The organism is Geodermatophilus sp. SYSU D01105 (assembly GCF_054050095.1).
Window position 1 is genome coordinate 130,949 of the sequence record NZ_JBJGYR010000004.1, and the last position, 13,996, is coordinate 144,944.

Here is a 13,996-nt window from a genome sequence, read left to right on the forward strand (position 1 = left end):
GGCGGACGGCGCCCTCAGGACGCGGCGGCCCGCTCCCGCTCGATGAGCTCCTTGCTGCGCACCAACCGCAGGAAGGTGACCACGAGCAGCCCACCGGCGACGTTGAGCAGCGTCGTGTACCAGAACCAGGCCAGCCAGTCCCCGTAGCCGTACGGGGCGCCGGCGTGCAGCGCGCCGAAGAGGATCAGCGAGTCCAGGATCGAGTGGAACAGCACCAGGCCGGCGAGCAGGAAGGCCCCGGCGACCGACGCGGCCAGCTTGCCGGCCTCGGAGGTCGCACCGTGCTGCATCCGGGTCATCAGCGTGATGAAGGCGCCGGCCAGCAGCGCCAGGCAGACCGCGCGCAGGTCCAGCGGCGCCTCCACGAAGGTGCGCCCCGACTCGACCGCCGTGGTCCCCAGCTCGGGCAGTGCGTGCACGACCAGCCACATGACCAACCAGCCGCCGACCAGGTTGGCCACGAGGGTGCCCGCCCACAGCTTGCCCAGCTGCGCCGCGCTGGCCCGGCCCGCGACCACCGCGGTCACCGGGACCAGGAAGCCCTCGGTGAACAGCTCGCTCTTGGCCAGCATCAGCGCGACGAACCCGATGGAGAACGCGACGCCGGCCAGCAGGTGGCTGCCGGTCTCGGCGTAGACGGCCAGCAGCGCCACCACCCCCGTGGCCACCTCCAGGCCACCGGCCAGACCGGTCGTCAGCACCTCCCGCCACGAGCGGTGCAGCCGCTGGGCACCCTCGTCGACGATCCGGTCGAACGCCTGGGCCACCTGGTCCTCGGCGGGGGCGTCGGTCTCCCCCAGCTGCTCGCGAACCGACTGCGCCACGGGGGCCTCCCTCTCCATCGGCCCGCCGTCCGCCCGGCTGCTCGAGTGCCGGCACGACCGGGCAGGACCTACCCCGCCAACCGGCGGGGGCACACGTCCGGAGGAGGCGCGGGGACGGCGGGGCGGGGAGGATCGGTGGACATGACCTCGCGACGGCTGGCCACCCTGCACGTGTGGGGCGTGCCCGGCCGGGCGGTCCCGCGGGCCCTGGTGCGGATGGCCACCGACCGCCGGGCGCTGCGCCGCACTCCCGGCCTGCGGTTCGCCAAGCTGCTGGGCACCGGCACGGGGCGGACCTTCACCGTGCGGGACGCCGACCCGCGCCGCTGGGCGCTCCTCGCGGTGTGGGACGACGCCCGGGCGGCCGACGCCTTCGCTGCCGGCCCCGTCGTCGGCCGCTGGCAGCGGATCGCCGACGAGCAGTGGACCGCCCGGCTGCGGCCACTGGCCGCCCGCGGCCGGTGGTCGCGGGAGGAGCCCTTCGGCCGCCCCTGGCCGCAGCGCTGGGACGGCCCGGTCGCGGCGGTGACCCGCGCCCGGCTCACCCCGCGCAAGGCGCTCGCGTTCTGGCGCGCCGTCCCGCCGGTCTCCGCGGACCTGCACGAGAGCCCCGGCCTGCGCCTGGCCCTCGGCATCGGCGAGGCCCCGATCGGCCTGCAGGGCACCTTCAGCGTCTGGGACTCCTCCGCCGCGCTCAACGCCTTCGCCTACGGCCGGGCACCGCACGCGGCCGTCGTCCGGCGGACCGCGCAGGAGGGCTGGTACGCCGAGGAGCTCTTCGCCCGACTCGGGCTGGTCTCCGCCGAGGGGACGCTGGGCGGGCGCGACCCGCTGGCCTGAGCCGGAGCAGGCGGGACGGTCAGCCGGGGGGTGCGACGTCGGCCAGCGAGAGCGGCGGGCCGAGGACCTCGCCGCAGTAGCGGGCGGCGGCCTCGACGAGGCGGGGCACGTCGGGCTCGCTCGGCTCGGGCAGGCCCGGGCGCGTCGGCGGGCGGCCGAGCTCCCCGATGAAGTCCTCGAAGCCCGCCGGTGAGGTGATCTGCAGTCCGCGCACCGGCCCCGGGATCCAGGACGGGCGACCGGCGCTCAACCCCCGGGACGGCCGCTACAGCCGGCAGGTCAGGTGGATCTCCTCGCGGTCGTCACCGGGCGCGACCCGGATCGCGCCGGGCATCCGGCCGAACTCGGCGTACCCGAGACCCTGGTAGAACCGCTCGAGCCCGGTGCCGCCACGGGCGGTCAGGTGCAGGAACTCCAGGCCGCGCCGCCGCGCGATGTCGTGGACGCCGGTCATCAGCGCCCGGCCCAGGCCCCGCCCCTGCCGGCTCGGGTGCACCTGCACGCGCAGCACCGTGGCCCAGTGCTGCCGCAGCGGGCTGACCGACAGCGACAGCACGGCGAACCCCGCGACCTCGCCGTCCACCCGGAGCAGCGCGACGACCTCCCGCCCCTCGTTGACGCGGGCGACCAGCGCGTCGAGGAAGGGCTCGACGTCCTCCTCCGTCACCGGGGGGACGAACCCGACCGCCCCTCCGGCGTTGGTCACCTCGGTCCAGCACCGCAGCATCTCCCCGCGCAGCTCCTCGTCGACGTGCTCGACCGGGGAGACCTCGCTGCGCATGCGCCCATTCTCCCGGGCGGCCCGCGGCGCCCCCGACACGGGGAGCCGCACCCGCCCGGCGCGTGCGGCGGCATGCCCGACGGCAAGGTCGCGGGTGGCCCGTCGCCCGGGCCGGGCCGGCCGCGGGTCAGCCGCTGGGCCCGAACCGCTCGACCCGGATGTCGGCGGCCGGCACGCCCATCCCGACCAGCAGCTGGCTGGCCGCCTCCGCGAAGGCCGGGGACCCGCACACGTAGGCCGTCTGGCCCGGCTCCCACAGCGGCACCAGGTCGGCCGGGGTGAGCCGCCCGGCCGGCCGGATGCCGTGCGCCTCCCGCGTGGTCACCACGAGCGCGCCGGCCGCCACCAGCTCGTCGGCGTAGGGCAGCTCGGCCAGCGTCCGGGTGGAGACGGCGGTGCGCAGGAGGTCGGTGCGGCCGAGGTCGCGCGCGGTCCGCAGCATCGCCACGAACGGGACGACGCCGGTGCCCCCGCCCACCAGCAGCGCCGGCATCGCGCCGTCCCACACGAACCAGCCGCCGATCGGGCCGCGCACCTCCAGCTCGTCGCCGGGCTGCACCACGTCGGCGAGGTAGGTGGAGACCTCCCCCTCGAACAGGCGCTCGACGAACAGCTCGACCTGCGGGTCGCCGGGTGCGGAGGCGATCGAGTAGGACCGCTGGGCGCGGTAGCCGTCCGGCGCGGTCAGGCGGACGACGTAGTGCTGTCCGGCCATGTGCTCGACGCGGTCGGCGACGTCGAGCCGCAGCAGGACGGCGTCCTCGAGCGGGTGCCGCACCTCGGTCACGGTCGCCGTCCGCCAGCCGCCCCTGGGCGCCTGCGGACGGTGCGGCAGCTCAGTCACCCTGGTAGCGCTGCTCGCGCCAGGGGTCACCCCGGTCGTGGTAGCCGTTCTGCTCCCAGAACCCGGGCTGGTCGCGCTGCAGCAGGGTCAGCCGGGTGACCCACTTCGCGCTCTTCCAGAAGTACAGGTGCGGCACGAGCAGCCGCACCGGCCCGCCGTGCTCGACCGGCAGCGGGCCGCCGTCGTACTCCCACACGACCCACGCCTTGCCACCGGTGACGTCCTCCAGCGGCAGGTTCGTGGTGTAGCCGGTCTTGGACGTCGCGATGACGAAGTGCGCGTCGGCGGTCGGCCGGGCCGCCTCGAGCAGGGTGTCCACGCTGACCCCGGCGAACCAGGTGTCGAACTTCGACCACGTGGTCACGCAGTGGATGGCCCCGCGGTACTCCGATCGGGGCAGCCGGTGGGCCTCGTCCCAGGTCCAGGTCGTCGGGTTCTCCACCCGCCCGTCGACGGTGATGCTCCAGGTCTCGGGGCTGATCCGGGGCGTCGGCTCCGCGGTGAGCACCGGCCAGTCCCGGCCGGCGTCGTACTGCCCGGGCGGGAGCCGGGGGTCCCGGTTCTGTCGGCGGCCCAGGAAGCCGCGAGTGGGTCCGGCCATGCCGTGCTCCTCCCCCTCCGGGGTGCACCGGCGGCCCCGGTCGGGCTCCGCCGCGAGACGCACCTGAACGGCGGCCGAGCGCACCTTAGCGGGTCGGAGCGGTTAGGGCACCCTTACGAGAGCTGTGTCACCTCGCGTTGACGTGGCCGACGGCACGGCGACGACCTAGCGTTGGCAGCCGTGGTGACGGTGACGCAAGCGGGTCAGCGCAGGACCCCGAAGGCAGCGAAGACCAGTTCGGTCTTCAAGAAGATCGTGATGGCGGTCAGCGGCATCATCCTGGTGCTCTACCTGATCGCGCACATGATCGGGAACCTCAAGGCCTTCACCGGCCGCGAGTCGTTCAACCACTACTCGGAGTGGATCCGCACGATCGGGGAGCCGGCGGTCCCCGCGCAGACGACGCTGTGGATCATCCGCGTCGTCCTCCTGGTCGCGGTCGGGGCGCACATCTGGGCGGCGGTCTCGCTGTGGCGCCAGGCCAAGCGCGCCCGGCCCCACGGGTACGTCACCAAGAAGGCGGTGGCCCAGAGCTACGCCTCGCGCACCATGCGGTGGGGCGGCGTGATCGTCCTGGCGTTCATCATCTACCACATCCTCGACCTGACGCTCGGCGTCGCGAACCCCGAGGGACCGGGCACCACGCCCTACGACCGCCTGGTCGCGGGCTTCTCCAACCCGATCGTGGTCATCTTCTACGCCATCGCCCTGATCCTGCTCGGCATGCACCTGCGGCACGGCATCTGGAGCGCCACGCAGACCCTCGGCCAGAGCAACCGGCGCCGCGAGAAGACGGTGAACCTCTTCGCGCTCGCGTTCTCCGTCGTCCTCATCGGCGGCTTCCTGCTCGTGCCGTTCTCCGTCCTCTTCGGGCTCATCGACTAAGGAGCTCCACCGCGATGCCTCTCGACCTCTTCACCGTCGGTGACCCGATCGCCGACACCAAGGCACCCATGGACGTGCCGATCGGCGAGCGCTGGAGCACCCGCCGCTTCCGCGGCCGGCTGGTCAACCCCGCCAACCGCCGCAAGATGACGATCATCGTCGTCGGCACCGGCCTGGCCGGCGGCTCGGCCGCCGCGACCCTGGGCGAGGCCGGCTACAAGGTCAAGTCGTTCTGGTACCAGGACAGCCCGCGCCGCGCGCACAGCGTCGCCGCGCAGGGCGGCATCAACGCCGCCAAGAACTACCGCAACGACGGCGACTCCGTGCACCGGCTGTTCTACGACACGGTCAAGGGCGGCGACTTCCGCGCCCGCGAGAACAACGTGCACCGCCTCGCCGAGGTCAGCGTCAACATCATCGACCAGGCGGTGGCCCAGGGCGTGCCCTTCGCCCGCGAGTACGGCGGCCTGCTCGACAACCGCTCCTTCGGTGGCACCCAGGTGTCGCGGACCTTCTACGCCCGCGGCCAGACGGGCCAGCAGCTGCTCTACGGCGCCTACCAGGCCCTGGAGCGGCAGATCGCGGCCGGCAGCGTCGAGCAGCACGCGCGCACCGAGATGCTCGACCTGATCGTCGTCGACGGCCGGGCCCGCGGCATCGTGGCCCGCGACCTGGTCAGCGGCGAGATCAGCACGCACTTCGGCGACGCCGTCGTCCTGGCCACCGGCGGGTACGGCAACGTGTTCTACCTGTCGACCAACGCCAAGGGCTCCAACGCCACGGCGATCTGGCGGGCGCACAAGCGGGGCGCGTACTTCGCCAACCCCTGCTACACGCAGATCCACCCGACCTGCATCCCGGTCAAGGGCGACTACCAGTCCAAGCTCACGCTGATGAGCGAGTCGCTGCGCAACGACGGCCGCGTGTGGGTGCCCAAGGAGCGCGGCGACACCCGCGACCCGCGGGACATCCCCGAGGCCGAGCGGGACTACTACCTCGAGCGCATCTACCCCTCGTTCGGCAACCTGGTGCCCCGCGACATCGCCTCGCGACAGGCCAAGAACGTGTGCGACGAGGGCCGCGGCGTCGGCCCCGGCGGGCTGGGCGTCTACCTCGACTTCGCCGACGCCATCGCGCGGATGGGTCGGCCGGCGGTCGAGGCCAAGTACGGGAACCTGTTCGACATGTACGCCCAGATCACGGGCGAGAACCCGTACGAGACCCCGATGCGCATCTACCCGGCGGTCCACTACACGATGGGCGGCCTGTGGGTCGACTACGACCTGCAGTCGACGATCCCGGGCATGTTCGTGATCGGTGAGGCCAACTTCTCCGACCACGGCGCCAACCGGCTCGGCGCCAGCGCCCTGATGCAGGGCCTGGCCGACGGCTACTTCGTGCTGCCGTCGACGATCACCGAGTACCTGGCCGACGCCCCCTTCCCCAAGGTCGACGACAGCCACCCCGCCGCCGTCGAGGCGCTGCAGGGGGTCCAGGCGCAGGTGCAGAAGCTGCTCTCCATCAACGGCACCCGCAGCCCCGCCTCGTTCCACCGGGAGCTGGGCCGGCTGATGTGGGACCTCTGCGGCATGGAGCGCTCCGAGGAGAGCCTGCGCAAGGCCCTGGACCGGATCCCCGAGATCCGCCAGGAGTTCTGGACCAACCTGCGGGTGACCGGGACCGAGGGCGGCTTCAACCAGACCCTCGAGCACGCCGGCCGGGTCGCCGACTTCATCGAGCTCGCCGAGCTGATGTGCGTCGACGCCCTGCACCGCAACGAGAGCTGCGGTGGGCACTTCCGGGCCGAGAGCCAGACGCCCGACGGTGAGGCGCTGCGCGACGACGAGAACTTCGCCTACGTCGCCGCGTGGGAGTGGACGCCGGAAGGCGCTCCGCCCGTCCTGCACCGCGAAGCCCTCGAGTACGAGTACGTCCACCTCGCCCAGCGGAGCTACAAGTGACAGTCACCCACGAGGGCGCCCACTCGACGGTCGGCGCGCAGGACGCGCGGGCCGAGAAGCGCGGCATGACCCTCACCCTGCGCATCTGGCGGCAGAACGGCCCGCGCGACAAGGGCCGCATGGTCAGCTACAAGGTCACCGACATCTCGCCGGACATGTCCTTCCTCGAGATGCTCGACGTGCTCAACGAGCAGCTGATCCAGGCCGGCGACGACCCGGTGTCGTTCGACCACGACTGCCGCGAGGGCATCTGCGGCATGTGCGGCGTCATGATCAACGGCATGGCGCACGGGCCGCAGCAGACCACCACGTGCCAGCTGCACATGCGGTCGTTCAAGGACGGCGACACGATCGACGTCGAGCCGTGGCGTGCGACGCCGTTCCCGGTGATCAAGGACCTCGCCGTCGACCGGCGGGCGTTCGACCGGATCATCCAGGCCGGCGGCTACATCAGCGTCCCGACCGGCACCGCCCCGGAGGCCCACTCCGTCCCGGTGCCGAAGAAGGACGCCGACGCCGCGTTCGACGCCGCGACCTGCATCGGCTGCGGCGCCTGCGTGGCGGCCTGTCCCAACGCGTCGTCGATGCTGTTCACGGCCGCCAAGGTCACCCACCTCGGGCTGCTGCCGCAGGGGCAGCCCGAGCGTAACGACCGCGTGGTCAACATGGTCGCCCAGCAGGACCGTGAGGGCTTCGGCGGCTGCACCAACATCGGGGAGTGCTCGGCCTCCTGCCCCAAGGGCATCTCGATGGAGACCATCTCCCGGCTCAACCACGACCTGCTCGGCGCCCTGCGCGCCGGCGCACGGCCGAAGAGCTGAGACAGGACCCCGTCCTCCCCACCCTTCGCAGGCTCAGGGCGGGACCCGGGACGGGGCCAGGAGCCGAGGCGAGACCCCGTCCTCCCCACCCTTCGCAGGCTCAGGGCGGGACCCGGGACGGGGCCAGGAGCCGAGGCGGGACCCCGGCGTGACCGGGCAAACGACAGCGGGCGGGGACCCTCCGGGGTCCCCGCCCGCTGTCGTCGTCGGGGTGCCCCGGGAGGGCGGTCGGCCGGCCGAGCGCGACCCGCTGGGTTCGATGTGCGAACCTAGCCGGGTGACGACCGAGCAGACCGCCGACCCGACCACCTCCCCCGCCGCCTGGGGGGAGCCGCGCTCGCGCACGGTGACCTGGCACGACCCCATGGTGGTGGCCGCCGGGGCACTGGAGCGCAGCGGGCTGGAGACGCTGGAGGCCATCCGCGACGGGCTCCTCCCCCCGCCCCCGATCGCCCGGCTGTTCCCCATGGACGTCGTCTCGGTCACCGAGGGGCGGGTGGAGTTCCGCTGCGCGGTCGACGAGTCGGCCTACAACCCGATCGGCGTCGTGCACGGCGGCCTGGTGTGCACCCTGCTCGACACCGTCGCGGGGTGCGCGGTCCACTCCACGTTGCCGCAGGGCACGGGCTACACCTCGATCGAGATCAAGGTCAACTACCTGCGGTCCGTCCACGCCGGCAGCGGGCCGCTCACCGCCGTCGGCACGGTGGTCAAGCCGGGCCGGCGCGTCGCCTTCGCCGAGGGCGAGGTCCGCGACGCCGCCGGGCAGGCCGTGGCGACCGCGTCCAGCTCGCTGCTGGTCTTCCCCCTCCCCCGCTGAGCCCCGCGCTCAGCCGACGCGGTCGCGGCGGGCCGACCAGGCGTCCAGCCAGTCGGCCAGCTGCCCGGCGGTCAGCGGCCGGCTGAGGTGGTACCCCTGGACGACGTCACAGCCGAGGACGGCCAGGGCGTCGACGGTCGCCTGGTCCTCGGCCCCCTCCGCCACCAGCGTCAGGCCGAGCGCGTGCGCCAGCTGCAGGGTCGAGGTGACGATCGCCGCCGACCGGGGGCTGCCGGTCAGCGCGGCGACGAAGGCACGGTCCAGCTTCAGCTCGGTCACCGGCAGCGCGGCCAGGTAGGCCAGGCTGGAGTACCCGGTGCCGTAGTCGTCGATGGAGACGCCGACGCCGGCCTCGCGCAGCCGGGCGAGGACGCGGGCGGCGCGCTCCCGGTCGGCCATGAGCAGGCTCTCGGTGACCTCGAGGACCAGCGCGCACGCGGGGACGCCGTGGCGGTGCAGCAGCGCGGCGACCTCGTCGGGGAACCGCTCGTCGACCAGGTCCGAGGGGCTGACGTTGACCGCGACGGTGAGCTCGCGGCCGTCGTCGGCCCACGCGCGGCGCTGGGCGAGGGCGAGGTCGACCACCGCCGACGTCAGGGACGACATGAGCCCCGCGGACTCGGCCAGCTCGACGAACGCGTCGGGGTACAGCAGCCCGCGGGTGGGGTGCTGCCAGCGCACGAGGCACTCCACGCCCTCGACCGCGCCGGTGGCCAGGGTCAGCTTGGGCTGGTGGTGCAGGACCAGCTCGCCGCCGGCGATGGCCTGGCGCAGCTGCTCGACGGCCTCCAGCCGGTGCCGCCCGGAGCCGTGCCGCTCCTCGTCGTAGACGGCGGCCCCGGAGCGGGTGGCCTTGGCGCAGTACATGGCCAGGTCGGCCATCTGCAGCAGCTCCTCGGCCGACCGGGAGTGCTGCGGACCGACGGCGATGCCCACGCTGGCGTCGACGCGCAGCGCCATGCCGCCCAGCCGGAACGGCTCCTCCAGGGTGGCGCACAGCCGCTGGGCGAGGGCGAGGGCACCGGTGTCGTCCAGGTCGGACGCCACGACGACGAACTCGTCGCCGCCGAGCCGGGCGAGCAGGTCCCCGCCACGCAGCTGCGCGAGCAGACGCGGGCCGACCTGGCGCAGCAGCGCGTCCCCGACGGCGTGGCCCAGCGAGTCGTTGATCTCCTTGAACCGGTCCAGGTCGACCACGAGCACCGCGACGCTGCCGCCCGCGCGCAGGTGCGCGTCGACACCGGCCAGCGCCTCGAACACCTGCCGGCGGTTGGGCAGGCCGGTGAGGTCGTCGGTCCGCGCCTGGCGGCGGCTGTCGGCGAGCGCGCGCACGTCGCGGAAGGTGAGGGCGGTGCGTGCCAGAGCGGCCAGGACGGCGCCGAGGGCGAGCACGCCGGCCAGGGGGTCGCCGCCCTCCAGGTAGCCGGTGAACAGCAGGGTCAGCGCGGCCACGGCGCACACCCCGGGGACGGCGAGCGCGCCCAGCCCCTCCAGCCGCGTGGTCCCCCCGGACCGCGGAGCGGAGCAGGCCGCCAGGCCGAAGCAGCCGAACGCCAGCCCCCAGCCGAGGTCCAGCACCGAGCCGGGGACGAACGAGTCGTGGACGACCTGGTAGGCGTACACGGTGTCGGTGACCCCGAACAGCGCCATGCCGCCGGTCAGCCACCACCACACACCACCGGCGCCGCGGCCCACGACGGCCAGCGCGCCGGCGATGAGCACGAGCAGCAGCAGGTCGGCGACGGGGTAGGCGACGGCGGTGACGACGGCGCCGGGCGGCCCCTCCGCCGTCCGCAGGAGGGCGCCCAGCGCGAACGCCGAGCCCAGGGCCGCGGCGGTCAGCCCGCTCACCACGCCGTCGAGCCACGTGCTCGACGTCAGCCGGCGCACGCGCGCCCGCAGCAGGAGGACCAGGCCGACGTAGGCGAACGGGTACAGGCCCATCCAGCCGACGTCGGCCCACGAGGGGCGCGGCACCACCGGCAGGGAGGCGTAGTGGAGCTGCTGGGCGAGCGCACCGGCCAGGTAGGAGGCCACCGCGGCGGCGAAGCACAGCCAGGCGGCCCGGTCCCGGGTCGCGACGGCCGCCCGCGCGGCGAGCAGCGCGGCCAGCCCGGCGAGGAACAGCAGCTTCCCCCCGCCGGCCAGGACGGCGAGCCGGCCGGTGGCACCCAGGCCCGACGCGGCCAGCGACGCCACGTAGGTCGCCCCCAGCACGGCAGCGGCCGCGCGCACGACCCGCAGCGACCGGTCGGTGCGCTGGCGGGTCCGCGCGCCACGCTGCGCGCCGGGGGCGTGCTCCACCACGGTCAAGGCATCGGCGGCGTCCCCGTCGCTCTCCACCCCAGCGCGGTGCCGGATCGTCCGGTTCCCCCGGGAGGGGGATCCCTCCACGGGGCCGGGCGCCCCTGGACACCGTGACGGCGCCGTGCAGGCTGGGGGCAGCCGCCGAGGGGAGCCGCCGTGACCAACCGGGACGATCCCGACGAGTGGGCGGGTCCGTCCCCGGAGGTCCGGGTCGGCGACCGCTCGTTCCGGCTGCCGCTGCGCTACCCCGACAGCGCCTGCTTCGCCTCGGTGCACCCCGCCGACCCCGCCGCGGTCGCCGCCGCCCTCCCCGCCGGCCTGCTGCGGCCGGTCCGGTGGGCCGACGGGCGGGCCCTCCTGTCGGTGGCCGCCTTCCGCTACCGCGCGGTGACCACCGCCGACGACCCGCCCCGACTGCTGGCGCCCTACGGGGAGCTCTCGGTCGCGGCCGTGGTGACCCGCGGCCCGGCCCCACGCCTGCTGCCGCTGCTGCGCCGCCGGCTGCCGCTGTTCGTGCTGCACCTGCCGGTGACCACGGCCGAGGCCCGGGACGCCGGGGTCGCGCTGTGGGGGTTCCCGAAGTTCGTCGCCGACATGGACTTCGCCGAGGAGCGGACGGCCCGGCGGGTGTCCCTGGCCGAGGGCGCGACGCCGGTGCTGTCGCTCACCGTCCGATCCGCCGGGCCGGTGTTCCCCGACCGGCGGCCCGCGGTCATGTACAGCGAGCGGGACGGGCAGCTCGTCGAGACGGTGGTGCCGATGGCCGGCCGGCTGCGCCTGGGCATCGGAGCGGCCTCCGGCGCGCTGGAGCTCGGCGACCACCCGGTGGCCGAGCACCTGCGCCGGCTCGGCGTCTCGCCGGCCCCGCTGGCGGTGTTCGACTACCTGGACCACCGCAGCCTGCTGCCCGCCGGCCGGCCCGTCGGGTCGGCGCCGGCCCACCGCGGACACCGTGGTGCGGAGCGGACGCGCGGCCGGTTCACCGTCCGCTACCCCGGCACCGCGCCGCTGGACCTGTACGCGCCGCCGGCGCCCGCCTGACGGCCGGACGAGGCGGGCGACCGGTCAGTTCCCCGCGGCCTCCACGTCCGCCCGGTCGAGCGCCCCGGCGTCGACCAGGACGTCGACGGCGTCCGGGAGGCCCTCGAGGGCGCGGGCGAGGTCCTCGGGCCGCGCGATCGTCCACGCCTGCGTGTCGACGTAGCAGCGGACCGCCTCGTCGAAGGCCGCCGCCCCGACCGCCTCCCGCGCCGCCAGGAGGGCGGCGGCGCCCTTCGAGTAGGCCCGGCGCTCGTAGTCGTCCTGGTCGGTGAACTGGGCCATCGTGCCGGCGACCGGCCCACCCCGGTCCAGGTCGTCCTCGTCGTACCCCCAGTCCTCGACGACCGTCTCGGCATAGGTGGCGAAGGACTCGTCGAGCCAGGGGTCGCGGAACTGGGAGTTGCCGACCATGCCGTAGAACCACATGTGCGCGACCTCGTGGACCACCAGGCCGAAGTCCTCGTCGCCCAGCAGGATCGAGGAGGAGTACTCCTCGCCGCCGCCGTCGTCGTCCACCAGCGGCACGGTGAGGGTCGGGTACGGGAACGGCCCGAACCGGGCCTCCAGCAGGGTGATCGCCGCGGCGGTGTCCTCGGCCAGCTCCTCGGCGGAGGTGTCCGACCCCCGCAGCACGGCGGCGGTCACCACGGTGTCGCCCGCCTGCACCTGCGCGCTGTCGAACTCCCCCGCCGCCACGCTCACGTCCCGGGAGACCGGTTCGTGCGACTCCCACACCCGCCGGCCGCCGGCCGCCGCCTGCGGCTGCTCCTGGTCGCCGGTCATGACGACGGTGAGCTCCTCGGGCGCCGACACCCGGATGGTCGTGTCGGCCACCGTGGCGGCGGTCGTCTCGCCGCTGATCTCGCTGAACGGGTCCCGCGCCCAGCCGTGCCCGGGCTCCCACGTCAGCAGCGGGAAGCCGCTGGCCCACCAGGTGACGTCCTCCCGGACGCCGAACCGGTCGAAGCCGGCCGGGGTCCGGCCGGTGGTCAGCCGCAGCGTGAAGTCCAGCTCCACGGACACGGTCTGCCCGGCCGGGACCGGCGCCCGCAGGTCGACCCGGTAGAGACCGCCGGGGGTCCCGGGCGCGGCCTCGGCGGCGACGTGCCGGCCGCCGGTCACGTCGTCCCCCCGGACGGCGTCGACCCGCAGCTCGTGGCCGGCCGACTGCGGCGCGTTGGGGATCAGCCGGAACCACAGCTCCTGGACGGGCAGGTCCGGGGTGAAGGCCACCGTCTCCGTCCCGGTCACCGTGCGGCGGTCGTCCTCGAGCCGGAGGTCCAGCGTGACGACCGGCCGGTCGGGGTCGGGCGCGGCCCGCTCCGCCGTGCCGCAGTCGGCCACCGGGCCCGCCTCCTCCGCCCGCTCCGCGGGGGAGGACGTGCACGCGGCGAGGAGGAGGAGCGCGCCGCAGCCCACGGCCCACCGACGTCCGGACGGCCTGCGGTCGGTCCCGTCGAGCATGGTCTCTGCCCACCCGCAGGTGCAGCCGGGCCCGCGCTCGACGGGTCTGCTCACGACCACCCCCGCTGCCGGTGAATCTAGGGAACGGGACGGCCGCCCGGCACCCCCATTGACGGGGGGAGTTGCCTCTGTCGAGCAGTCGTCATGTACCGGCCGGCGCCCTCAGCGGCTCTGCAGGGCGTCGAGCGCCACGGCCATGGCCGCGGCGACGCGGAAGTCCAGCCGCGGGTCGGGCACGGTCACCGTGTACCGGTCCCGGATGCTCTTCTGCCGCTCACTCACCAGGACCGTGGCCCCGGTCGTGGTGTCGACGAAGTCGAAGTGGAAGACGAAGGGGATCCAGACGTCGCCGAGGTACGGGATGAGCTCCCAGATCCGCCGCAGGATCGCGATGACCGGGCGGCGTTCTCGGCCGACGGCCGTGATCCCCGGCGCCGACAGCTCCCAGGTGGAGCGCAGGAGGCTGGCCCCGAAGCGCTTGCTGAACGTGCCGAGGACGGCGCCGTGCTCGTCGAGGACGTCGTGCTCGGCGTGGACGTCGAGCCGCTGGCGCGCCTTGAAGGAGAACAGCCGGCGGCTCTTGCTCGCGTCGCTGTAGAAGACCACCTCCTCCTTGAGCTTCATCCGCTTCTGCTCGGCGAAGGCCAGCGTGTGCGCCTCGCTGCCGTCGGGGTTGGCGGCGACGACCTCGTAGCGGTTCACCATCAGGGTGACCCGCTGGGTGACGAAGAACGCCGGCACCACGTGGGGGGCCGGCGGCGGGGAACCGGGGACAGCGGTCACGACTGCGCTCCTGGGCTGGTCGGG

At 74.4% G+C, this 13,996-nt stretch carries 14 protein-coding genes; 6 read left to right on the top strand and 8 right to left on the bottom strand.

Annotation, left to right across the window (positions count from 1 at the left end):
• Positions 1-14 precede the first annotated feature (14 nt).
• Complete coding sequence (locus ACI79I_RS05090; protein ID WP_456991189.1) at positions 15-824, bottom strand: formate/nitrite transporter family protein; 810 nt, start codon at positions 822-824, stop codon at positions 15-17.
• 141 nt (positions 825-965) lie between these two features.
• Here ACI79I_RS05090 and ACI79I_RS05095 point away from each other — a divergent pair, with 141 nt between their 5' ends.
• Positions 966-1,664 carry a monooxygenase gene (locus ACI79I_RS05095; protein WP_456991190.1) on the top strand — a complete coding sequence of 233 codons (699 nt, stop codon included), beginning with the start codon at positions 966-968 and terminating at the stop codon, positions 1,662-1,664.
• Positions 1,665-1,683: 19 nt separating this feature from the next.
• Here the strand turns inward: ACI79I_RS05095 and ACI79I_RS05100 are convergent, their stop codons facing one another.
• The 4 genes from ACI79I_RS05100 to ACI79I_RS05115 form a co-directional block, all read right to left on the bottom strand.
• The gene (locus ACI79I_RS05100; RefSeq protein ID WP_456991191.1) at positions 1,684-1,878 is read right to left on the bottom strand and encodes a hypothetical protein; all 195 of its coding nucleotides are present in this window, start codon (positions 1,876-1,878) and stop codon (positions 1,684-1,686) included.
• A gap of 51 nt (positions 1,879-1,929) precedes the next feature.
• A complete protein-coding gene (locus tag ACI79I_RS05105; protein ID WP_456991192.1) occupies positions 1,930-2,445 on the bottom strand; it encodes a GNAT family N-acetyltransferase in 516 nt (171 codons plus the stop codon).
• A gap of 127 nt (positions 2,446-2,572) precedes the next feature.
• Positions 2,573-3,289, bottom strand: a complete 717-nt coding sequence (locus ACI79I_RS05110; RefSeq protein WP_456991193.1) for an FAD-binding oxidoreductase — start codon at positions 3,287-3,289, stop codon at positions 2,573-2,575.
• Positions 3,282-3,890 carry a sulfite oxidase-like oxidoreductase gene (locus ACI79I_RS05115; protein ID WP_456991194.1) on the bottom strand — a complete coding sequence of 203 codons (609 nt, stop codon included), beginning with the start codon at positions 3,888-3,890 and terminating at the stop codon, positions 3,282-3,284. Before ACI79I_RS05115 ends, ACI79I_RS05110 begins: the two co-directional genes overlap by 8 nt.
• Before the next feature lie 189 nt (positions 3,891-4,079).
• Here ACI79I_RS05115 and ACI79I_RS05120 point away from each other — a divergent pair, with 189 nt between their 5' ends.
• From ACI79I_RS05120 to ACI79I_RS05135, 4 genes are all read left to right on the top strand, one after another.
• The gene (locus tag ACI79I_RS05120) at positions 4,080-4,775 is read left to right on the top strand and encodes a succinate dehydrogenase cytochrome b subunit (RefSeq protein ID WP_456991195.1); all 696 of its coding nucleotides are present in this window, start codon (positions 4,080-4,082) and stop codon (positions 4,773-4,775) included.
• Between the two features lie 14 nt (positions 4,776-4,789).
• The gene (locus ACI79I_RS05125) at positions 4,790-6,736 is read left to right on the top strand and encodes a fumarate reductase/succinate dehydrogenase flavoprotein subunit (protein ID WP_456991196.1); all 1,947 of its coding nucleotides are present in this window, start codon (positions 4,790-4,792) and stop codon (positions 6,734-6,736) included.
• Positions 6,733-7,557: a succinate dehydrogenase/fumarate reductase iron-sulfur subunit gene (locus ACI79I_RS05130; protein WP_456991197.1), complete on the top strand. Its 825-nt coding sequence runs from the start codon at positions 6,733-6,735 to the stop codon at positions 7,555-7,557. The genes ACI79I_RS05125 and ACI79I_RS05130 overlap by 4 nt, the downstream gene beginning before the upstream one ends.
• A 277-nt stretch (positions 7,558-7,834) precedes the next feature.
• Positions 7,835-8,377 (top strand): PaaI family thioesterase, encoded by a 543-nt coding sequence (locus ACI79I_RS05135; RefSeq protein WP_456991199.1) that lies wholly within the window; start codon positions 7,835-7,837, stop codon positions 8,375-8,377.
• Between the two features lie 9 nt (positions 8,378-8,386).
• Here the strand turns inward: ACI79I_RS05135 and ACI79I_RS05140 are convergent, their stop codons facing one another.
• Positions 8,387-10,720 carry a putative bifunctional diguanylate cyclase/phosphodiesterase gene (locus ACI79I_RS05140; RefSeq protein WP_456991200.1) on the bottom strand — a complete coding sequence of 778 codons (2,334 nt, stop codon included), beginning with the start codon at positions 10,718-10,720 and terminating at the stop codon, positions 8,387-8,389.
• Positions 10,721-10,840: 120 nt separating this feature from the next.
• On the opposite strand from ACI79I_RS05140, the gene ACI79I_RS05145 reads away from it, so the two are divergent.
• Positions 10,841-11,725, top strand: a complete 885-nt coding sequence (locus ACI79I_RS05145) for an acetoacetate decarboxylase family protein (RefSeq protein WP_456991201.1) — start codon at positions 10,841-10,843, stop codon at positions 11,723-11,725.
• 24 nt (positions 11,726-11,749) lie between these two features.
• Here ACI79I_RS05145 and ACI79I_RS05150 read toward each other — a convergent pair whose 3' ends face one another.
• Positions 11,750-13,069 (bottom strand): M1 family aminopeptidase, encoded by a 1,320-nt coding sequence (locus ACI79I_RS05150; protein WP_456991202.1) that lies wholly within the window; start codon positions 13,067-13,069, stop codon positions 11,750-11,752.
• Between the two features lie 282 nt (positions 13,070-13,351).
• Complete coding sequence (locus tag ACI79I_RS05155; protein ID WP_456991203.1) at positions 13,352-13,972, bottom strand: hypothetical protein; 621 nt, start codon at positions 13,970-13,972, stop codon at positions 13,352-13,354.
• Between the last annotated feature and the right edge of the window lie 24 nt (positions 13,973-13,996).

What these genes read in the sequence shown, in the direction of transcription:
- ACI79I_RS05095 (WP_456991190.1), top strand. Translation starts at nt 966, where the DNA reads ATGACCTCGCGACGGCTGGCCACCCTGCACGTGTGGGGCGTGCCCGGC.
- ACI79I_RS05105 (WP_456991192.1), bottom strand. Translation starts at nt 2,445, where the DNA reads ATGCGCAGCGAGGTCTCCCCGGTCGAGCACGTCGACGAGGAGCTGCGC.
- ACI79I_RS05115 (WP_456991194.1), bottom strand. Translation starts at nt 3,890, where the DNA reads ATGGCCGGACCCACTCGCGGCTTCCTGGGCCGCCGACAGAACCGGGAC.
- ACI79I_RS05125 (WP_456991196.1), top strand. Translation starts at nt 4,790, where the DNA reads ATGCCTCTCGACCTCTTCACCGTCGGTGACCCGATCGCCGACACCAAG.